14 protein-coding genes, 1 tRNA gene and 1 riboswitch are annotated in these 21,253 nt (G+C 47.0%); of the genes, 14 read left to right on the top strand and 1 reads right to left on the bottom strand.

The features are described from left to right. Positions 1 to 31 precede the first annotated feature (31 nt). The 4 genes from AC4PM4_RS16580 to AC4PM4_RS16565 all read left to right on the top strand — a co-directional run bounded on the left by AC4PM4_RS16580 (position 32) and on the right by AC4PM4_RS16565 (position 1,830). The gene (locus AC4PM4_RS16580) at positions 32 to 613 is read left to right on the top strand and encodes a xanthine phosphoribosyltransferase (RefSeq protein WP_063564778.1); all 582 of its coding nucleotides are present in this window, start codon (positions 32 to 34) and stop codon (positions 611 to 613) included. Positions 614 to 711: 98 nt separating this feature from the next. After that, positions 712 to 1,041 (top strand): hypothetical protein, encoded by a 330-nt coding sequence (locus AC4PM4_RS16575; RefSeq protein ID WP_024629266.1) that lies wholly within the window; start codon positions 712 to 714, stop codon positions 1,039 to 1,041. Between the two features lie 123 nt (positions 1,042 to 1,164). Further along, on the top strand, positions 1,165 to 1,383 hold the full coding sequence (locus tag AC4PM4_RS16570; RefSeq protein ID WP_063564777.1) for a hypothetical protein: 219 nt from the start codon (positions 1,165 to 1,167) through the stop codon (positions 1,381 to 1,383). Positions 1,384 to 1,500: 117 nt separating this feature from the next. Next, positions 1,501 to 1,830: a carboxymuconolactone decarboxylase family protein gene (locus AC4PM4_RS16565; protein WP_062322073.1), complete on the top strand. Its 330-nt coding sequence runs from the start codon at positions 1,501 to 1,503 to the stop codon at positions 1,828 to 1,830. 104 nt (positions 1,831 to 1,934) lie between these two features. On the opposite strand, the gene AC4PM4_RS16560 is transcribed toward AC4PM4_RS16565, so the two are convergent. Continuing rightward, positions 1,935 to 2,399 (bottom strand): C40 family peptidase, encoded by a 465-nt coding sequence (locus AC4PM4_RS16560; RefSeq protein ID WP_491614064.1) that lies wholly within the window; start codon positions 2,397 to 2,399, stop codon positions 1,935 to 1,937. Positions 2,400 to 2,404: 5 nt separating this feature from the next. Then, positions 2,405 to 2,536, bottom strand: a riboswitch (cyclic di-AMP (ydaO/yuaA leader). Positions 2,537 to 2,949: 413 nt separating this feature from the next. Here AC4PM4_RS16560 and pelA point away from each other — a divergent pair. The 10 genes from pelA to AC4PM4_RS16510 all read left to right on the top strand — a co-directional run bounded on the left by pelA (position 2,950) and on the right by AC4PM4_RS16510 (position 21,198). Further along, the gene (pelA, locus tag AC4PM4_RS16555) at positions 2,950 to 3,909 is read left to right on the top strand and encodes a pectate lyase (RefSeq protein ID WP_491614063.1); all 960 of its coding nucleotides are present in this window, start codon (positions 2,950 to 2,952) and stop codon (positions 3,907 to 3,909) included. A gap of 117 nt (positions 3,910 to 4,026) precedes the next feature. Then, positions 4,027 to 4,110, top strand: a tRNA-Leu gene (locus AC4PM4_RS16550). Between the two features lie 330 nt (positions 4,111 to 4,440). Then, complete coding sequence (locus tag AC4PM4_RS16545; protein ID WP_491614062.1) at positions 4,441 to 8,331, top strand: X2-like carbohydrate binding domain-containing protein; 3,891 nt, start codon at positions 4,441 to 4,443, stop codon at positions 8,329 to 8,331. A gap of 419 nt (positions 8,332 to 8,750) precedes the next feature. After that, the gene (locus AC4PM4_RS16540) at positions 8,751 to 10,865 is read left to right on the top strand and encodes a helix-turn-helix domain-containing protein (RefSeq protein ID WP_240321374.1); all 2,115 of its coding nucleotides are present in this window, start codon (positions 8,751 to 8,753) and stop codon (positions 10,863 to 10,865) included. Positions 10,866 to 11,191: 326 nt separating this feature from the next. Then, entirely contained in the window at positions 11,192 to 12,076 is an 885-nt protein-coding gene (locus AC4PM4_RS16535; RefSeq protein ID WP_143805411.1) for an ABC transporter permease, read from the top strand. A gap of 15 nt (positions 12,077 to 12,091) precedes the next feature. After that, positions 12,092 to 12,991, top strand: a complete 900-nt coding sequence (locus AC4PM4_RS16530) for a carbohydrate ABC transporter permease (protein ID WP_063564773.1) — start codon at positions 12,092 to 12,094, stop codon at positions 12,989 to 12,991. A gap of 97 nt (positions 12,992 to 13,088) precedes the next feature. Further along, positions 13,089 to 14,732, top strand: coding sequence for an extracellular solute-binding protein (locus AC4PM4_RS16525; protein WP_090805183.1), 1,644 nt, complete (start codon positions 13,089 to 13,091; stop codon positions 14,730 to 14,732). A gap of 155 nt (positions 14,733 to 14,887) precedes the next feature. After that, positions 14,888 to 16,609, top strand: coding sequence for a right-handed parallel beta-helix repeat-containing protein (locus AC4PM4_RS16520; RefSeq protein ID WP_491614061.1), 1,722 nt, complete (start codon positions 14,888 to 14,890; stop codon positions 16,607 to 16,609). Between the two features lie 29 nt (positions 16,610 to 16,638). Further along, positions 16,639 to 19,011 carry a glycoside hydrolase family 95 protein gene (locus AC4PM4_RS16515; protein ID WP_491614059.1) on the top strand — a complete coding sequence of 791 codons (2,373 nt, stop codon included), beginning with the start codon at positions 16,639 to 16,641 and terminating at the stop codon, positions 19,009 to 19,011. Between the two features lie 132 nt (positions 19,012 to 19,143). Continuing rightward, positions 19,144 to 21,198 (top strand): alpha-galactosidase, encoded by a 2,055-nt coding sequence (locus tag AC4PM4_RS16510; protein WP_491614058.1) that lies wholly within the window; start codon positions 19,144 to 19,146, stop codon positions 21,196 to 21,198. The last annotated feature ends 55 nt before the right edge of the window (positions 21,199 to 21,253 follow it).

Here is a 21,253-nt window from a genome sequence, read left to right as displayed (position 1 = left end):
ACGTCATAGGATAGGCTTGGGAGGTCAAATTATGGAAGTATTGAAACAACGAATTTTACAAGAAGGTGTAGTCATGTCAGATCAGGTGCTGAAGCTGGATGGTCTGCTGAATCACCAGATTGATCCTGCATTGACGATGGAAATGGGACGTGAATTTGCCGCTCGTTTTCGTGAGAGTGGTGTAACTCGGGTCATTACAGTGGAGTCTTCCGGGATTCCGGTCGCCTTTGCTGCCGCACATGAACTGGGTGTTCCTCTGGTATTTGCCCGTCGCAAAAAAACACTTTTGGCTGACCCCGACGCCTACTGTGAAAGAGTACCTTCTTTTACGAAAGGGATCGTAACAGATATTATGGTGTCCCGTGAATATATTCATGAGAATGACCGTATTTTGTTTATTGACGATATCATTGCGAATGGCGATGCCGCTCGTGGTGTCATCAAAATTATCGAACGTTCGGGTGCGGAACTGGTCGGATTCGGTGTCGTGGTCGAAAAATGTTTTCAGGCCGGAGCGCGCACTATTCGTGAGCAGGGTATCCCGGTTGAAGCGTTGGTGCGCATTCGTTCACTGAACGATGGCACCGTGCAATTTGACGATAACGAATTGTGACTTTTTAAAGGAAAAAGTGCCTATTTTTATAACAATGCCTTTGCATGACCGCTGATTTCATTTATAATGGGGTTATGTTAGGGAGAGGAGGCAACACCATGGGTAACCAACCGGCAACAGAACAATTTTTTATTGATAAGCTGGCGGAATCGAAAGTACATTTTGAGCGTGCCCTGGATTGTAAACATACGGAATTCGATGACCTTTATCCCTATATGATTGAACATCCTCAATTTTTCTGGTACAAACGCTACGTTGCCTGGTCAGAATTGCTGACGATTGTAGGCTTGTGCGAAGAGTTGTCCTTCTCTTGGAAAGAACAATTTACACCGCATCAAGTGGAGTACCTTGAAGAACGTGTGATGTCCGCCAAAGTGCTTGATTTTTGGTTTGAGAAGAACGACAGCAAAGAGCACGCGCAGCGGTAACTTTCAGTCGGGACATACTTTCGAATGACATGACAGTCCAATACAGTCACGTGAGACCTAAATGACTTTTCATTTAGGTCTCTTTTTGTAAATAATTTTTTTGGGAAAGTAGGCGCCATAAATATGATCAGTGATGCACAATTGGATGCACTGCGTTTATCGGGTGAAAAAGTAAGGGTAGTACGGGACGAGATTCAGTCCAATGATGTGACAGGTATTGTAGTGGCTTGGGACGGGGAGCAGGTACTCATTCGCCGTCAGAATCGTCGTGTGGTCAAGCTTGATCGGAATTATCGATATCAATTGTTCAGCGAACCACGCGAGAGCCTGCTCGAAGAATAGGACATGCCTATTTAGGTTCATTTACCATGGATGTTTTGGCATAATTACACCTCTCGGGAGAGAAGATAGGTACAGTGAGAGCTTGTAACATATCAGCCGAGAGGATGTGCGGTAACCATGACACTGATGAATGATAAGGTTCATGCCTATAAAGATCAGATTGGTGAATTAAGCGATGTGCTACCAGCAGTGGTGAAGTCTTATCATGAGTTCACTGGAGAATGCTTTCAGGCAGGGGCGATTGATGCCAAGACCAAACAGCTGATTGCGCTGGGTATTGGACTGTTTGCGAACAATGAGGTATGTACGTTTTACCATGTGGAAGAGGCACGTGCCAAAGGAGCGACCGATCAGGAGATTATGGAGACGGTTGCTGTGGCTGGAGCGGTAGGCGGAGGCCATGCGCTGTCTCAGGGTGCAATGAGAGTACAGAAGGCTTTACATTAAGTATAGAAGTCTACAGCACACCGGATTTGTAAACAAAAGCCCCAAACAAAGAGGAGGTCCCGGATTCAACCGGAGCCTCCTCTTAGCGCTATATCAAATCAAACTTATATTTTGCCCAGCATTTTGTTATACATAAATTGTCCTGTTACCCGGCGTGCTGTTACGTAACGATCATTGAAGTAAGGATTGGATAATTGTGTGATGCTGACACCCTTGCTGCTTGAAGCATGAGCGAACTGTCCGCCCCCGATATATACACCTGTATGTGAAATGCCATTGCCCATCGTATTAAAGAATACCATGTCACCAGTACGCAGATTAGCTTTGGATACCGGAGTTCCGGCCTTAGCTTGTTGCTGGGAAGTGCGTGGTAATTCAATGCTATATTTGTTGAAAATATATCTCATAAATCCAGAGCAATCAAATCCGGCCATTGTTGTGCCGCCCCATTTGTAAGGTATGCCTGTCATGTTGTTAACGACGGTGTTGATACTGCTTGCCTCTGTGCTTGCTGCACCGGATGTAAGTAGAACTGCTGCTCCAAAAATGGAGATGATAAGCTTTTTCAAAATTTTTGTTCTCCCTTCGATGCCTACGGAGTTAGCTAAGGGTTCGGTAGAAGGTTCCCTATATTTCCTATGTATAAGAATAATTCACCCAAAATGGTTCCCCCGTTTTCAAACATGAAACTCGGCAAATGAATAATTAAGTTTTTGTAACCTTTTGAAACTATATTGCATAAATGCGAAAATGTCAAACCGATTTTGAACACTTCTTATCATCTCAATGTTAACGGAATTATCGCTATTTATGTAGAAATAACTCGAATATTGGGTTTTAATAGATGACAAAAAAGTAACTACTGTTTCAAATGGAGAAAAATTGGATAATTTATTGGCTTTCTCACATTTCGATTAGACGATACCTATAGGTTAAGACAAAGAATTTGTTACATATTGTTGCAATTATTGACAAAATTCATTGTTTTGCATAGAATTCTTTTTGTATAATCCACTTATTGGATGAAAAGAAATAGTTTGAGTTTAAAAACAAATATAAGGAGGGGAGACGCTCAAGGAAAACAGTTTGCAGAAAATGAATTGGGGAGTGTTCTAAACGATGTTGAAGGCACAAGCAAGGTTTGCATCTTTGGTAATGGCATGTACAATGATTTTCTCTGTTGTCGGAATGGTATTTCAGCCTGCTGCTAAGGTATCTGCTGCAGACGCATCTGGAACGACAGCAAGTATCTCAGATATTTTGAAGAATCAACGTCCTGACGGGGGATGGAAGAAGGATTACAAAGAAACAAGTGGTGAGTGGGCCAAATCTACGATTGATAATAAAGCTACATACTCAGAAATTAGAAGATTAGCCAAGGAATTTAAAAAGACAAATGATCCGCGATATTCGGCTGCTGCCATCAAAGGAATCAACTTTTTGTTAAATATGCAGTACTCCAATGGAGGATGGCCACAAGTATACCAGAGCTCAGGCTATCACAAACACATTACCTTCAACGACGATGCCATGATTAATGTCATGTACATGCTGGATGAAGTAGGTGCACGTAAAGGTGATTTCTCATTCATCGACAGCTCTCTTGCGGATCGCAGTAAAAAATCAGTTGCCAAAGGTGTAGATGCTATTCTCAATACACAGGTTGTAGCAAATGGTAAACTGACTGCATGGGGACAGCAGCATGATTCCAGCTCCCTAAAACCTGCAGGAGCAAGGATTTATGAAGTGCCTTCTCTAAGTGCTGGAGAGAGCAGTACGATTGTAAAGTTTTTGAAAACAAGACCGTCGAACTCGAAAATTAAGGTTTCCATTCAAGCGGCAGAAGCCTGGTTCAACAACGTGAAAATTACAGGATACAAGTATGTCAGAGAAAACGGAGATAGCAAACTCGTAGCTGATTCAGGTGCAGCGCCAATATGGGCACGTTTTTACGAAATTGGAACGGATAAACCGATCTTCGTAGGACGTGATGGGGTTTTGAAATACAAACTCAGCGATATCGATAAGGAAAGAAGAGGCGGGTATGCCTGGTATGGCAACTGGCCTTCAAAGATATAATTTATAAAAAGCTTTATCATTGAAACTGAAATTATATTTTTTTGTTGACACTAATTACCTGCACATGATATATTATCTCTTGTCGCCGCGATATAATTTCTCGGAGATAAGACATACGCGGTCGTGGCGGAATTGGCAGACGCGCACGGTTCAGGTCCGTGTGGGCTAACCCCCGTGGAGGTTCGAGTCCTCTCGACCGCATCATATGTAACACGAAAAAGGTTCCTAGAATGGCATTGCTGCCACTCTCGGAACCTTTTTTATTTGTTTACAGATTTTGATCTTTGCTTTTCCTGATTCTTTTCAACCCATTCCCTCGGCTTGAGCAAAGATGAAGTTTCCATTTGTTTATTTATCCATTAATGGAAATATGTTTGTTCTGCGACGGTTTGCCCCTATATTTCAGGTTAATTGTACGTAAAATACCGAATTGTACCTATCTTGGGAATGCCTCATCCACTATTCTCTTCTCGTGTGGAAGCGCTATCAACAGGAATTTGAATGACCAAATTCAGAGGGGGTAGGGATAATTTGAAACGAATCGGAAAAAGGATGGCAATGTGTTTCATGGTATTTATGATTGCGGCGGTGCAGTTCGGGATTATGGGAACGACAGGTAATGTGGCACAAGCAGCAGATAAGAGTCTGGCCCAAAAGCCGTATATGGGTTGGAGCAGTTACAGCATGCAGGTATATGACGGGCCGGGTAACTGGACATCGGCCGAGAGTATTAAGAAGCAATCGGACGCCATGCGTGAGAAGCTGCAAGCCCATGGATATGAATACATTAATATTGATGCTGGCTGGAACGGTGACGAAGATGAATACGGCCGTCCTATTCCGAGTACTGTTCTTTATCCAAATGGATTTCAGGAGGTCATTGATTACGTCCATAATAACGGACAGAAGATCGGAATCTATCTGATTCCGGGATTATCAATCACCGCCTATGATAAAAATCTTGAGGTTTATGGGTCGGGCGGGGCATGTCGTATGCAAGATATTGCAGTAAAACCGCTCGTTGTTATGGATGCTTGGGATTCGTACACGTACAAAATTGATTTTTCGAACCCTTGCTCACAGAAGTATATTGACTCCATCGCGGATCTTCTTGGCGAGTGGGGTATCAACTTTGTCAAATTCGACAGTGTGACGCCAGGATCGGGAATCAATAATCTGAGCCGGGATGCACGTGGTGATGTGGAGGCATGGTCCAAAGCCCTGGACAGAAATAACATCTGGTTTGAGCTTTCCTGGGCGCTTGATCACAATTACGTGGACTTCTGGAAAAAGTATGCAAACGGCTGGAGGATCGACTGGGACGTTGAAGCTTACGACAGCAGTAAGGGATTGACCGAATGGTCGAGTATTTCCCGCTTGTTCCCCATCGCTGCCCTCTGGTGGCGGGATGCAGGTCCCGGAGGCTGGAACGACTTCGATTCACTGAATGTCGGGAATGGCTCGATGGATGGTCTGACCAAGGTTGAGCGGCAAACGGCCACGACCTTCTGGTCTATCTCTTCAGCACCGCTTTATACAGGTGATGATTTAACAAGGCTGGACAGCTATGGATTGGAATTGCTTACGAATGACGAAGTCATTGCCGTCAATCAGGCCGGACGTCCAGGCCATCCGGTTTCCATGGAGACCAAGCAGCAGGTTTGGTATGCCAATAACGGAGATGGTACTTACAGTGTAGCCTTGTTCAATTTGGGCGACCAGAGTGCGGAGGTTAAAGTCAAATGGAGCGATCTTGGCCTCAACGGTCCGGCTTCTGTCCGTGATCTCTGGAGCCATTCCGAGCTGGGGAATTTTAATCATGAATTCAGTGGCGGCGTGCTAGAACCCCATGCTTCCCGGATGCTTAAAGTAACCGCACTGAACGGCACATCAGCCGTCAATGACGATGATACAGGCATGCTCTATAGCGGGGATTGGCAGCGCAACGGGGGCAAGGAGCAGACAGATGGGAGACAGGATCTGAGCATAGCGATTACGGATTCCTCTGGCACTGGTCCAGCGAATAGCAGTCAAGGGGGTGCCTTGGACGCTGAAGCTGACAATGCTGCAAATTCAATCTCCGTGGAAGATGCCACTGTTACCAATGAGGTCTACATTAATGATGATGACAGCAGTATTAAATACACGGGCTCATGGAACTCCAATACCGGCAGAAGTTACGGTGATTACAATGGCGATGTGCATTTTACTGAAAAAGACGGCGATTATTTTGAGTATAGTTTCACGGGCACAGGCATTGAGCTGCTGACGGAGAAGGATAAAGACCAAGGAGACATGATTGTCACCCTCGATAATGGAGCACCTGAAACTGTAAACGCCTATACCAGTGGAGAAAGGGAAGTCCAGCAGGTTTTGTACAGCAAACTTGATTTGGACAACGGCCCACATACCTTGAAGGTGGTCAAGGGCTCGGGCCAGTATATGTTGCTGGATGCGCTTAGAGTAACCATGGAAATTCCTCCTGGAGGGCAGAACAGCACCATTAGTCCGACCTCTGCAAACTTTGACAAGGAGACGGAACAACAGAAGGATGTCACCGTGAGGCTGTCCTTGAACGGCAATATGCTGACCGGCGTTGAAAATGACGGGGTGCTGCTCAGTGATGACGACTACACGGTGGTCAATGACAAGCTGACTATCAGGAAGCAGTACCTCACGCAGCTGCCTATAGGGACAACGAGTCTAAACGTAATCTTTAGCGCGGGTGATCCCCAGTCTTTGGCAATAAGGATCAGCGATACTACGGGCATTCGATTTATAATGATCAATAACGACGATCCGGCAATCAAGTACAACGGCTCCTGGTCACGAAGCACTGGCAGAGGTTTGGGTGACTATAAGGACGATGTGCAGTATACCGAAAAAAACGATGATTCTTTTGAATACACCTTCAAGGGAACGGGGATCCAGTTATTTACGGAGGTTGACCAGTCACAGGGAGACATGGATATCTATGTTGACGACCAATTCAAGGAAACAGTCAGCGCCCATCGTAACGGTCGGCTGGCACAGCAGAACCTGTACAGCATCTCGGGGCTGCCGGATGGGCAGCACACGCTCAAGGCAGTGAAGAAATCGGGGGAGTACATGCTGCTCGATATGCTCAAAGTTGAGCTTCCGAATCTAATTAATCCGGTAACCGCGGATTTCGAAAAGTCAGCTTCCGCTCAGACGGACATTGATGTGACGCTGCTGCAACAGGTGGAAAGCTTCAGTGGTATTACTAACGGATCACTTGATCTGGTTCCGGGGTCCGATTATACAGTTGCAGGGAACCGAGTTACACTGAAAAAATCGTATCTTGCTGCGCAGTCAGTGGGGACGCTGAACCTCAGCTTTGCCTTCGGCGGTGATTATCTCAATGATGTGCATTCCACGGTGGTGGACGGGGATTCTTTCGAATACGCCTTCAAGGGCACTGGAATAAGTATGATTACACCGACTGGACCAGAACAGGGCGAAGTGGACATTTATGTAGACGGACAGCTGGTGCAGACCGTGAACGCCTACAGTCCAAGCCGGCAGATTCAGCAGGAGATTTATAGCATTTCAGGACTGGCAAAAGGCCAGCATACACTCAAAGCTGTGAAGAAATCCGGTGAGCTCATGCTGGCCGATCAACTGAAGTTTATTGTCCCTACTGGAAACGGTGAACCAACGAATCCGTCGAATCCAGGTGGTCCATCCAATCCAAGTGGACCATCGACTCCAGTCGTCCAGCCTTCAGACACTTCTGTGCCTGCGCCAGCTCCTGAATCTGGAAATACAGACGGGACAACAGGAACAGAGGGTGGTCAAGATATTCCGTACAAGGCGTATATTCAAGGATATCCGGGCGGGTTGTTCAAGCCGGATAACAAGCTCACCCGTGCAGAGATGGCAACCATACTCGCAATGGTATCTGAGAAAGAAGGCACAGGATCTGCTGTTGTATTCAGTGACGTTAAGTCAGAATATTGGGGAGCCGACGGCATTGCTAAGGTAAGCAAGATGGGGTTGATGAATGGTTATAAGGATGGGACGTTTAAGCCAAATCAGCCATTGACTCGTGCGGAGATGGCCACTCTCGTAGCCCTTCTCGGTCCGGATTCCGAGCATTCAGGCGATGGATTTTCTGATATCAGCAGCCACTGGGCCAAGGAAGCCATTTTGAAAGCGCAAAGCGCAGGCATTCTGAAAGGCTATAAAGATGGAACTTTTCGCCCGAATGCTTTATTGACAAGAGCGGAAGCCGTTGTAGCAATCAACAGAGCTTTGGGCAGAGCACCGCTCACGAACGTTTCGCAGCCACAGTGGAAGGATGTTCCTTCCACACACTGGGCCTTTGGCGATGTTGAAGCAGCATCCGTCGATCAGGTTGTAAAAGCCCGATCAGAGGTGGAAGAACCAAAGAAGAAATGATGTAAACTAGGATTGGGGGGCCATCTCGGCCCCTTTTTTCTGAATGATAAGGAGTTATCATCTCAAACCAAAGAACTTCGGAAATGTTAAAAAAAGCAATGATAATCGTCTTTTTATCGTTGCCTTTTATTCATTCCCGAATGAAACACGATTGAAGAATGAGATAAAACAATTGACTAACCCGGAAAATATTATTATCTTTGATAACGCTACCAATACCTCAAGGAGGGGGAGGAGGGTTACCCATTAAATATTCCAATGTTTTTCGTAAATTTTTAATTTCCTACGTGATCATTTTGGTTATACCCAGCATTGGCGGTTATATGTCTTATCTAACTTCCATCTCCGTAACACAGTCCATTTCCATTGAGAATAGTGTTACCCAACTCCAGAAAAGCCAGGAAATATTGGAGGGCCGCATGGCGGAAGTGGAGGGCTTCACCCGACAGCTTGCAGTTAATCAGGAACTGAACGTTCTGATGAATGAAAGGGACAACGAAACCAACGTATATGGAATATGGAGAACGATGGAGAATGTGTTGACCTTTGGACAGACCAATGATTTTCTGCAAAATTATTATATTTATCTTGCGAATTACAATCTAATTTTGACCCCGGGCTCTTCTTACAGACCGAATCACTATTATACTGATTTTCGTTATAACGATCTTTCGTTGGAAGAATGGATGAAGGACGTGTTGGGGAAGACCCACCGGAGTGAGATTAAACCGCTTAGTTCCTATGTTAGTAGGGGGAAGCAGACTTCGGTAATCACATATATGCAGTCATTGCCTCTGGACAGCTTCAATGATTCTTCACCGGCTGTCGCCGTTGTAATCATTGACGAGAAAATGATTCTTAGTCTGTTGTCCAGCCTGAATGACCGATACGGTGGCTGGGTTCATATCAGCGATGCGGAGGGCAATACCATTGCGCTGCAAGGGAGCTCTGAGCCCGAGATGGTGAAAATGGCCTCGGACTCTCATTTTGACCCAAGCAGAGTCAGCCAGTTCTATGGGGATGATCTCGTGATCACTACAAGATCTGATAAGAACGGATGGGTATACCAGGCGGGTATTCCCCGTCATGTCCTGATGGAGAATGCAAACAGGATCAAGGGGATGACGATGCTGATTACGGGCGGCACACTGCTCATCGGACTGATTGTTGGACTTGTGCTGGCTTATCGCAACAGCGTTCCAATCAATCGACTGTTAAGTGTAATGAAAGAGCAGTTTGGGAAGGATGAATCGGCTCCCAAAAATGAATTTGACTTTTTGAGTGGAAATATCGCTGCTATGCTCACCAAGAACAAGCTGCTTGAATCCGAATTAAATCGCCAGCTCCCACTGGTCAGGGATGCCTTCCTGAAGCGGCTGATCTCCGGCGAATTCAAATCGCGGGATGAGATTCTTTCCGCTGCCGAACAGGCAGATATTAATTTGTATCAAGGCACGGGATATGCTGGAATTGTCCAGATTAAGGGTTATGCCAGTATGGACAGCGTCGAGATCCTGAATGAACTGAATGCCTCCCGATTACTGTTGAAGCAGGCTTTGGCTGAACTGGACGTGGATGTCCTGATGACCGATATGGGTTCGGATAAAGTGGTCATCCTGTTCTTTTCCAAGGAAACCGACTCCGAATTGGATCGTGAAAAGGAAGATATCACGCATATCATGGAGAATCTGGCACAGTATGTGTTCAATGAATACAGGATCACCATCCAGTCAGGATTCGGAAATCTCTTCACATCGTTGACAGAGGTCAGCCTTTCCTTTGATCAGGCCAATCAGGCGCTGGAGTATGCAGTCTACATGAATAAAAAAGGCATGATGTGGAACAACGAAGCCCAAACCGAAAATACAACGTATTATTACCCGCTGGATTCGGAGCAGCGACTGATTGGTACGATCCGTGCAGGGGAACTTGAAGAGGCCAAACGGATTGTCGATGCAATTATTGTGCAGAACATGGAGCAGCGGGAGTTGTCCATGGAAATGAAGCATCAACTTGTTGGAGAAATGAAGGGGACTTTTCTCAAGTTGCTGGATCAAAAGGCGTTTACGGAATATGCCTCCATCGAGAATGTGAAACGGCGGGTCATTGATATTGGTTCCTCGGAGCCGCTCGAAACGATCAAAGCTGAGTTTTATGAGATCATGGAAGAGCTCTGCTCCGTTATTGCAAACAAGAAGAAGGATGCTCATATTCAAATCATCAAACAGATTAAGGAATATACTGCGAAAATGTATTCAGATACAGAACTGACTCTGTATCGGGTGGCAGAGCATGTGGAGCGGCCTGAGAAATACATCTCTCAATTGTTCAAAGAGTTTACGGGGGTTAATTTCTCCGATCACCTGATCAAAGTCCGAATGGATCAGGCTGTGATTTTGTTGAAAGAGAGCAATTATACTGTTGACGAGATTGCGTCACGGGTAGGTTACAATAGTTCTCACTCCTTTAGGAGGGCCTTCAAACGATTGAATGGCGTTTCGCCCAGTGTGTATAGACAATCGGTTGACGATTAAATGAAAGGAAGACCCATAGACTGTGTTGTCCGTGTTCCGGACAATGCGGTCTTTTTTTGCGAATACGCCTCCGTAATGGAAAAATGGCTGTCGTACTGCGGATGTGTGCCCCCAAAAGCAGGATAACTGTACGTGTAACGGCGCAGGTGTACCTGTTTATAGGACATCAAAATCGACTATGATCAGAATCAAGAAAGCGCTATCATAATTTACGCATCGCAGACAGCTAGTAAGGGGGGATTGTTCTGGAGAAGGAAATCGTATTAAATCACAAGACATCAACACAGCCGAAGGCACCTGGTTTTCTGACCAATGCCCGCAAAAGAATGATGAAGCACTGGCAGTTACACCTACTGGTGATTCCGCCCTTGCTATTTTTTCTCATCTTCAAGTATTATCCGATGATCAATGCGGTTCTTGCCTTTAAGGACTATAACGTCATCAAGGGGATATGGGGAAGTGATTGGGTTGGTTTTCAAAACTTTCGTCTGTTCTTTGAGAACCCATTATTTTGGACCCTGGTGAAGAACACCATTTTACTTAGCGGTTATTTAGTGTTGGCCGGATTTCCAATTCCGATTGTGCTCGCACTCATGATTAATGAGGTACGAGGAGCCAAGTTCAAGAAATTCGTCCAACTCGTATCCTTTGCACCCTATTTCATCTCAACAGTCGTGATGGTGTCCATGATTATGCTGTTCCTGGCACCACGGCTTGGATTTGTGAACATCGCCATGAACTTCTTTGGGCTGGATTCCGTGAATTTTCTGGGTGAGCCGGGTATGTTCCGTTCGATCTATGTCTGGTCCGACATTTGGCAGACTGCGGGCTACAGTGCGGTTATTTATTTGGCAGCACTAGCCGGAATCGATCCCACATTGTACGAAGCGGCCAAAGTCGATGGAGCCTCGCGTTTTCAAAAAATCCGTCACGTGGATCTGCCCGGGCTGGTGCCAACCATTGTCATTATTTTGATCCTGAATGTCGGAAATGTCATGGCGATTGGCTTTGAGAAAGTCTACCTGTTACAGAATCCGCTCAATCTGGCTAATTCTGAAATCATTGCAACTTATGTCTACCGAGTCGGCCTGTTGAATGCCAACTATAGCTTCGCAACTGCGGTGGGGCTGTTCAACTCACTGATCAATCTGGTCTTACTGGTTACGGTGAATGGTTTGGCGAAGAGAGTTACTAAGAATAGCATTTGGTAGGAAAGGAGTTCACCTATGGCTGCAAACGTTCAAACCAAGATTAAAGAGTCCGCTGTGGACAAAACGTTTCTGATTACAATTTACATTTTGCTCAGTATCGTGGCGTTGGTGGTCATTTACCCACTGATATTTATCGTCAGCAGCTCAATCAGCAGCCCGGCAGCAGTAACTTCCGGTCGAGTATGGCTCTGGCCCGTAGATATTTCCTTCAACGGTTACAAGGCATTATTTAATACACCTGAGATTCTCATCGGCTATGGTAACTCCATTTTCTATACGGTCGCAGGTACCCTGATCAGTGTAGCGTTAACCATCATGATTGCTTATCCGTTGTCACGCAAAACCTTTTTCGGCAGGAACACCCTGATGATGATCATTACCTTTACCATGATTTTCAGTGGTGGGCTGATTCCGACTTATATGGTTGTGAAGCAGCTTCATCTGATTGATACTCGCTGGGCGTTACTGATCCCGAATGCAATCTGGGTATGGCAGGTCATTATTGCTCGCTCGTTCTTTCAATCTTCTATTCCGGGGGAGCTTCTGGAAGCCAGTGAAATTGACGGCTGTAGTGATATGCGATTTATCTGGAGTGTTGTACTCCCGTTATCGAAGCCGATCATCGCCGTGCTGGTTCTCATGTATGCTGTGGGGCAGTGGAATGCGTACTTTGATGCCCTGATCTACCTCAAATCGGCAGACCTGTTCCCGCTGCAACTCATCTTGCGAAGTATCATCATTCAAAATAATGGTTCGGGTGCCATGGACGTCGCGAAAATGGTGGAAAGACAGCAGCTTACCGAACTGTTAAAATATTCGTTAATTGTGGTCGCCACTTTGCCTGTACTTGTCATCTATCCATTTGTACAGCGTCATTTTGTACAGGGGATGCTGGTCGGTTCTGTTAAAGGTTGATCCTTAGATTCGGTGTATGGAGCAAGAAGATATAGACAGTTCATACGCAAGGTACCATCGTCTCAACTGGTAAACTACAAAAAGGGAGTGATCAGATTTGAAGAAAAGTATGGTAACGTTATTGATGCTGGTAGTGGCATTCACAGTTGTCATGAGCGGGTGTTCCAATGGTAGCTCATCTACTGCACAACAGGGGAGCTCGGAAGAGGGCGGCAAGGTGAATATTAGCGTGTTCGCGGTTCAGGACTCTAGCATTGATATTCCGACCAATAAATTCACTGCATTTGTGGAAGACAAATTCAATATCAAATTCAATTGGGAGATCAACCCATCGGATGGAGCCAAGGAAAAGCGGCAAATCTCGCTGGCAAGCGGCGACTACCCTGATGCCTATCTGCTGACCCACTATATAGACCAATTCTCTCAGGCAGATCTGCTGAAGTATGGCAAGCAGGGTGTGCTCGTTCCTTTGAACGATCTCATTGATCAATACGCTCCCAACATCAAAGCAGCTATGGAGAAGAACCCTAATTTGAAAACGCTTAATACAGCGCCTGATGGTAATATCTATGGACTTGTTGCGTATACGGAATGTTTCCACTGCTCCTATCCGAGCAAGATGTGGATTAATACTGATTGGCTGAAAAAGCTGAATCTGGAAATGCCAAAGACGACCGAAGAATTCAAAAACGTGCTGCAAGCTTTCAAGACGCAGGACCCGAACGGAAACGGCAAAGCAGATGAGGTACCTCTGAGTGGTTCCATAGAGGAGTTCGGCGTACGAATTATTCCGTTCCTGATGAATGCATTTGTCTATGATGATGACCGAAACTACCTGCAAATGGAAAATGGAAAAGTTCAATCTGCGGCAATTACACCTGAATGGAAAGAAGGATTGACTTACATTAAGTCCCTCTTTGATGCAGGTCTGATTGACCCTGGCGCATTCACACAAAACGCAGAAGCGTTCAAGAAAATCGGTGAAAATGCTGACGCTGAAATTTTGGGTGCTGGTGCAGCTATGCATCCCGCAATTTTCGTGAACATTGACGAAGGCAATACTCGCTCGGCGCACTATAACCCGCTGGCGCCGATTTCTGGACCACAGGGTGTGTCCTATGCGACGCATGATGCGGGCGGTGTATCTCCAGGAGCGAAATTTGTAATCACAAACAAGGCAAGTGAAGAAGCGCAAATTGCCCTGATCAAAATGGTTGACTACATGTTCACACCAGAAGGTCAAACGAACGGTGCAAGCGGTATGAAGGGGATTGACTGGACTGACCCGGTGGAAGGTGATGTGGCACTGGGTAAAGACGTTAAACCTGTAGTGAAACAAATCCCTATGGCTGAGGGTGAGGCACCACGTAATGCGGGCTGGAGTGGTATGGCTCACTTCTATATGCCAAAAGAATATCGTGATACCTTCGTTCAAGGCACAGATATTTATGCATCCAATGGTTATGAGCGCAGATTATATGACGCATCGCTGTTGTACGAAGGGCATGAGCCGAAAGAGCTGTTCCCGATCTGGTCCGTCTGGATTGATCCAAACGAAATTGACGAAGCCAGTTTGCTGCAAACCAACATCAGAAACTACATTGAGCAAAATGAATTGCAATTCATCACAGGCAACAAGGACTTGAATAAGGACTGGGATGCTTATGTGAAAGGTTTACAGAACCTGAAGCTCGATCGTTATCTAGAAATTTTGCAAAAAGCATATGATACAAGCAAGTAATTAAGAGGGATATCGGAATCAGGTGCCTATGATGTACCGGCACCTGATTTTCCTTGTATTTAGGCAGAAGCGAAGTATGATGATGGAGTATATGTGATGATAGAGAAGAAGCAATGGATGTGTTACATACCAAGAAGGGTGGGATCATCATTTCTGTGACAGAACAAGAAGATATCACGAATTTCACGACGATAAGTTTGACGGATTATGGCGCTGTGCCTGACTCTGAGTTGGACACCCAGCCAGCCATGGCTCGTGCCATTCAGGCGGCGGCCGAAATTTCTGGTCCGGTGGTGCTGGACTGTGCGAGAGGCAGATATCATTTCTACCCGGAGGAGGCGATTCGGGCGCCTTATTATATCTCCAATACGACGAGTGAAGAAGAGAATCCAGACGTAACCAAGACCATTGCCATTTTGCTGAAAGGGATGAACGATGTAACCCTGGAGGGCAACGGCTCCCTGTTTATTTTCCACGGCAAACAGACCCTGTTTTTGCTGGACAAATGCACCAATGTAGAGATTCGCAACCTGCGTACAGACTATTACCAGCCGACGGTGACGGAGATGACGATTATCGCAAGCGGAAAGCATTATTTCGATGCGCGGGTTCACCCCGATTCCCGTTATCAGATTCGGGACAACAAGCTAACCTGGCTCGGTGAAGGCTGGAGTTTTGCGGAAGGTCCCATGCAAACCTATGATCCATTGCGGAATACAACCTGGCGAATCGACAATTGGCTGGAATTGGCCCAATCTGTGGAAGAGCTTGAGCCCATGACCATCCGTTTGCATTTTGATTTTCAACCTGATGTGGTCCCTGGTCATGTGCTACAAAACCGCGATGGCATTCGTGATCAAGTTGGAGCTTTTATGACCGAATGCTCGGATATAACGTGGAGAGACGTGAGTCTGCATTTTCTGCACGGACTCGGTGTCGTTGGACAGTTCAGCACAAATCTGACCTTCTCACGAATGAACCTGGCGCCCCGCACCGAAACGGAACGTACAGTTGCCGGCTTTGCGGATTTTCTGCACATCTCCAGCTGCAGAGGCAAGGTTGCCGTAAGGGACAGCTATTTTTCCGGTTCGCATGATGATCCTGTCAATGTCCACGGTACCTATTTACGAATTGTAGATCAGCCAGCAGTGGATTGTGTGAAGGTTCGATTCATGCATCCCCAGACGTATGGGCTTCCAGCATTTTATCCTGGTGATGAAATCGAATTTGTCCGTTCCGGTTCGTTGACGACCTACGCCTCCAACAATGTGGTTGCGGTTGAGCGTTTAAGTGCTCGTGAGCTTTTGCTGACTCTTGCTCATCCGGTACCGGACGGTATTGGCAGCCATGATGTCATTGAGAATGTAACCTGGACACCTGAAGTGGAAATTACAAATAATCATTTTGCCCGAGTACCAACACGAGGCATCCTCGTAACGACTCGTCGGAAAGTGCTGATTACCGGGAATACGTTTGAACGCATGTCCATGAATGCCATTTTGATTGCGGTGGATGCCGAGTCCTGGTATGAGTCCGGAAGGGTAGAGGATGTGACGATCTCCGATAACCATTTTATTGAATGTGGCGGCAGTGAGCATCCCGTGATATTCATATCCCCGGAGAATGTGGTGGTTGATGAGAGCGCTCCGGTCCACCGACAGGTCGTTATCCTGAATAACCGTTTCGAAACTTGTAGTGATGTCCCGATTCTAAGCGCCAAATCCACTTGTGGGTTGGTTTTCAAGTCGAATAAAATATGTTCCTCCAGCGAGACAGGAAAGTTATCCGGCGTTGAAGAAGCAGTCTATGCAATAGCCTGCAGCGAGGTTGACATTGCGGATAATACGTTCACTAATGTTCCAGAAGGTACTGACTAGCAATTGAGAAATCATGAGGGAGAGTGCACATGAAACTTCAATATGACAAACCTGCACATGTATGGACGGAAGGGCTTCCCATTGGTAATGGCCGTCTGGGCGGTATGATCTTTGGTGGAGTGGGGCAGGAGAAAATCAGCTTAAATGAGGATACTTTATGGTCCGGTTATCCGAAGAACGGCAACAATCCTGGCGCAAAGGACGCTCTGCCAAAGGTCCGCAAGCTGTTACAGGAGGAACGTTATACAGAAGCGGACACGCTGACCAGAGAAATGATGGGACCTTACACTCAATCGTACCTGCCTTTCGGGGATTTACTCCTACGTTTTGAGCACGGGAACATCTACCATTCCTATAAGCGGACGCTGGATGTAGAACATGCAGTGCACAGCCTTGAATATCAGATTGGCCATGTTATATATACCCGTGAAATGTTTGCGTCGCATCCTGATCAGGTACTTGTACTGCGGCTGGCTGCGAGTGTGGAAGGTGCGTTGAATGTACATGCGTCACTGGATAGCCCGCTTCGGCATGTGACTAGTGTTAGGGAAGGCCGCTTTGTTATGGAAGGAACGGCCCCTGAACATGTCGATCCCAGCTATGTTGCAAGCGACGATCCGATCCGATACGGTGACCCCGGAAATAACAAGGGCATGGTCTTTGAAGGACAGCTAGCGGTAAAGACAGAGGACGGACAGGTAACTGTGGATGGCAGTGGAATTCATGTATTGGGTGCGACAACGGCAACTTTTTATTTCAGTGCGGCAACAAGTTTTAATGGTATGGATGCCATTCCGGGAGTCGAGGGGAAAGATGCTTCCTTCACAAGTTCATTTCTGAATGAGGCGGTAGCCAAGCCATATGACAGCCTGCTTGACTCCCATATTGCGGATTATCGTCTGCTCTTCGATCGGGTGAAGCTTCAGCTGGGGAATTCACCTGCTCCGGAGCAGATGTCCACTGAACAGCGGATTACGACCTATGGGGCGGAGGATCCGGGGCTTGTGGAGCTTCTCTTTCATTATGGGCGCTACTTGCTGATCGCAAGCTCCCGTCCGGGAACGCAGGCTGCGAATCTTCAGGGCATATGGAATGCAGTAACTCGTCCTCCATGGAGCAGCAATTACACGCTGAATATTAATACTGAAATGAACTATTGGCCGGCTGAAATATGCAATTTGGCTGAATGCCATGAGCCATTGCTGGACTTGATCAGCAATTTGGCGAAGAAGGGCGTTGAGACCGCACAGGTCAACTATGGTACCCGAGGCTGGACCACGCATCATAACACGGATATTTGGGGACAGACGGCACCGGTGGGCAATTATGGTGACGGTGATCCAAGCTGGGCTTTCTGGCCGATGGGAGGTATTTGGCTGACCCAGCATTTATGGGAGCATTATGCCTTCAGCGGAGATGAGACGTATATGCGGAATTCCGCGTATCCAGTGATGAAGGAAGCTGCGCTGTTCGCACTGGACTGGCTCATTGACGATGGTAACGGTCACCTTGTGACTTCGCCTTCAACTTCGCCGGAGCATAAATTCCGGACAGCGGAAGGTGTAGCAGCGGTCAGTCCGGGTTCAACCATGGATATCTCATTAATCTGGGAGTTGTTCACCAACTGTATTGAAGCCTCGGAAATACTTGGAACGGACCTGGATTTCAGAAAAGAACTGGTGAGCATCCGTGAGCGTCTGCTGCCGCTGCAAGTCGGGAAATATGGCCAATTGCAGGAGTGGGCGAAGGACTATGAGGATGAGGACATTTACCACCGGCATACCTCGCATCTGGTAGGCGTGTATCCGGGTCGACAGCTTTCGGACGAAGAGACACCAGAGTTGTTTGTCGCCGCCAGAACCTCCCTTGAGCGGCGGGGAGACGAAAGCACGGGTTGGAGCCTGGGATGGCGTGTTGCACTTTGGAGCCGTTTCAGGGAAGGAAATCGTTCCCTGCATCTGCTCTCCAACATGCTGCGTCTGGTCAGAGATGGAGCGTCGGAACAATACAACCATGGCGGTGTATATCCGAATCTTCTGGGCGCACATCCTCCGTTTCAGATCGACGGCAACTTCGCGGCCTCTGCCGGGATAGCCGAGATGCTGCTGCAATCTCACCGTCCTTATATGGAACTGCTACCTGCACTGCCGGATGCTTGGCAACAGGGCAACGTTTCCGGCCTGCGTGCCCGAGGTGGATTTGAGGTCAGTATCCGGTGGGACAACGGACAACTCGTAGAAGCGCACATCACTTCACACCTGGGTCGGGAGTGTGTGCTTAGAGGTGAAGGCCCAATTGTGGTAACGCTTGACGGCAGCGTGGTTGAGACGGAGAACACCGATTTAAATATCATAAGTTTCCCTACATCTGCAGGACGTACCTACAAGATTAAGTTGAGTTAAATCGCGTTATGGATCGGAAGATCGTTGCATGGAAAATGCTCTATTCGGTCTTTATAATGAGGGCAGACTTGGGCAGGAGAGACATAACCAGCTTCGCTCAGGGCACAGCATGCAACAATAAGGAGGCATATGATGCTAACTAGCGATACAGCCGTACAAGTGCAGCAACAGAATGTTAATCTTGTAAGCGTTACAAATGGCCACGTGAGCCTGGAGATCAATCTTGAAAATGGTGAAGTGTCCTTCATCGGCAAGCATTCTTCCCATGTGAAGGGCATTCGTAGTGCTTTTCGCTGGCAGGGCCGGGAATACAGCACGGATCATTATCAGAACCATGAGCTGACGGCACAGGAAGATATTGTTCGAGAAGGATTTGGAAAAGGCATCCGCTTGGTCGTTCTGCATAAAGCCTCGTTGCTGCCGCAACTGGAGCAGCATTTCTATATGTATGAATCCTCACCGTATGTACTGGTGCAGACCACTATAGTCGGTGATGAAGAGCTTAAGGCGAATCGCATGGCTGTCATCCAATCCAAAACCATATCCCTCGGCGGAGAATCCGGCCAGAATGAACCAAGCATCCTGCGTGTTCCGTTTGACAACGATAAATGGGTCAGATATACGGTGGTTAAGCCGCCGCTTGATGTGGAGAGTTACGAGGCGACAGCCCTGTTCACGCCTGACAGCCGCCGGGGAATTGTGATGGGCTCCCTTACGCATAAGGTATGGAAAACAGGAATTCATATGCAAAGCGAAAAAAGCGGACATATCGAGGGACTTGATCTGTATGGCGGTGCCGTGAGTGAATTGACTCGCGATTCCCAGCCTCATGGTTATGTGAAGGGAAATAGAGTTGAATCTCCATTGGTATTCGTTGGGTTCTATGAAGACTACCGTGAAGGTCTTGAAGCCTACGGTCAGGCTAATAGCTGGATTGAGGCTCAATTACCTTGGGAGGGCGGTGTCCCGATCGGATGGAACAGCTGGTCTGCGGCCATGAGTGATCTGGACTACGATCTATATACAGCGACCAGCGATTTTCTGAAAAATGAAGTACAGCCGCTTGGATTCGAGAATGAGGAAACGTTATACATCAACTTTGATGCTTTCTGGGACAATTTCACGCCGGAAGAGATGAAGAGCGCACTGGACCGAGTACGGCAAAACGGACATAGAGCGGGAACGTACTGGACCCCATTTGCCTTCTGGGGAGGACCTGATCAGTTCGGTCAAGCGGTCGAAGGAACGAACGGCAAGTACACCTATGCAGATATCCTGCTGCGTGACAGTGAGGGCGAAATTCTGCCAGATGTAGACGGTGGTCTGGCAATAGACCCGACACATCCTGGCAACCTGCAAAGAATCGACTGGTTCACGGATAAATTCATCGCGGAAGGTTTCGAATATATCAAACTGGATTTCTTGGCACATGGCTCGTTGGAGGGACAGCACCACAATTCGGATATTACAACAGGGATCGCGGCTTATCACTATGGCATGTCTTATTTGCAGCATAAGCTCTCGCCAGAAGTAATCGGACGGCCATTTTTCATAAACTTGTCCATCGCTCCATTATTTCCATATGCATTTGCCCACAGCCGCCGTATTTCCTGTGATGTCTTCGGTACACTTGCGGATACGGAATATATGCTGAACTCGCTGACACACGGTTGGTGGATGAGCAATACGCTCTATCGCTACAATGATCCGGATCATTCGGTGTTATACAAGAGCTTCAACCAGGAAGCTACCGGCTGGCATGAAGGACGTAGCCGCCTGACTGCTTCAGTCATTGCCGGTACGGTGCTTCTACTCGGGGATGACTTCCGCAAAGAGGATGCTGCCGAACGAGCAAAAGAATGGCTTGGTAACAAGGAGATTTTGAACGTTGCTCGTATGGGCAAAACCTTCCGACCAGTTGAAGGTGATTTTGGGAAGCTGTCTTCTGACGTGTTTGTCCTTGAATCGTCGGAAGAGAAAAGTTTCTATCTCGCCGTCTTCAACTTTGATGCTGCACAGGCTGCGGTGAAATCCATCTCGCTGGAGCGGGCCGGACTAAACACCAATGCCGTATACAGTTTGCAAGATCTGTGGGAAGGCTCACAAGGGGAAACGTCTGGAGAGCTTACGGTCTCACTGGAACCGGCGGAATCCAAAATCTTCAGATTGACCGTGAAGGGAAACTGACCTGGGAGAAATGATAACCCAGAGATGTGAACGGTTTTAGAATATAAAAACAAAG

This window comes from Paenibacillus sp. MDV22-iso6, from assembly GCF_058408365.1.
Note: the sequence above shows the minus strand (reverse complement) of the source record. Positions and strands in the feature narration are given on the sequence as shown.

What these genes read in the sequence shown, in the direction of transcription:
- AC4PM4_RS16580 (WP_063564778.1), top strand. Translation starts at nt 32, where the DNA reads ATGGAAGTATTGAAACAACGAATTTTACAAGAAGGTGTAGTCATGTCA.
- AC4PM4_RS16535 (WP_143805411.1), top strand. Translation starts at nt 11,192, where the DNA reads ATGATGAAGCACTGGCAGTTACACCTACTGGTGATTCCGCCCTTGCTA.
- pelA (WP_491614063.1), top strand. Translation starts at nt 2,950, where the DNA reads ATGTTGAAGGCACAAGCAAGGTTTGCATCTTTGGTAATGGCATGTACA.
- AC4PM4_RS16540 (WP_240321374.1), top strand. Translation starts at nt 8,751, where the DNA reads ATGGCGGAAGTGGAGGGCTTCACCCGACAGCTTGCAGTTAATCAGGAA.
- AC4PM4_RS16515 (WP_491614059.1), top strand. Translation starts at nt 16,639, where the DNA reads ATGAAACTTCAATATGACAAACCTGCACATGTATGGACGGAAGGGCTT.
- AC4PM4_RS16530 (WP_063564773.1), top strand. Translation starts at nt 12,092, where the DNA reads ATGGCTGCAAACGTTCAAACCAAGATTAAAGAGTCCGCTGTGGACAAA.
- AC4PM4_RS16570 (WP_063564777.1), top strand. Translation starts at nt 1,165, where the DNA reads ATGATCAGTGATGCACAATTGGATGCACTGCGTTTATCGGGTGAAAAA.
- AC4PM4_RS16575 (WP_024629266.1), top strand. Translation starts at nt 712, where the DNA reads ATGGGTAACCAACCGGCAACAGAACAATTTTTTATTGATAAGCTGGCG.
- AC4PM4_RS16565 (WP_062322073.1), top strand. Translation starts at nt 1,501, where the DNA reads ATGACACTGATGAATGATAAGGTTCATGCCTATAAAGATCAGATTGGT.
- AC4PM4_RS16510 (WP_491614058.1), top strand. Translation starts at nt 19,144, where the DNA reads ATGCTAACTAGCGATACAGCCGTACAAGTGCAGCAACAGAATGTTAAT.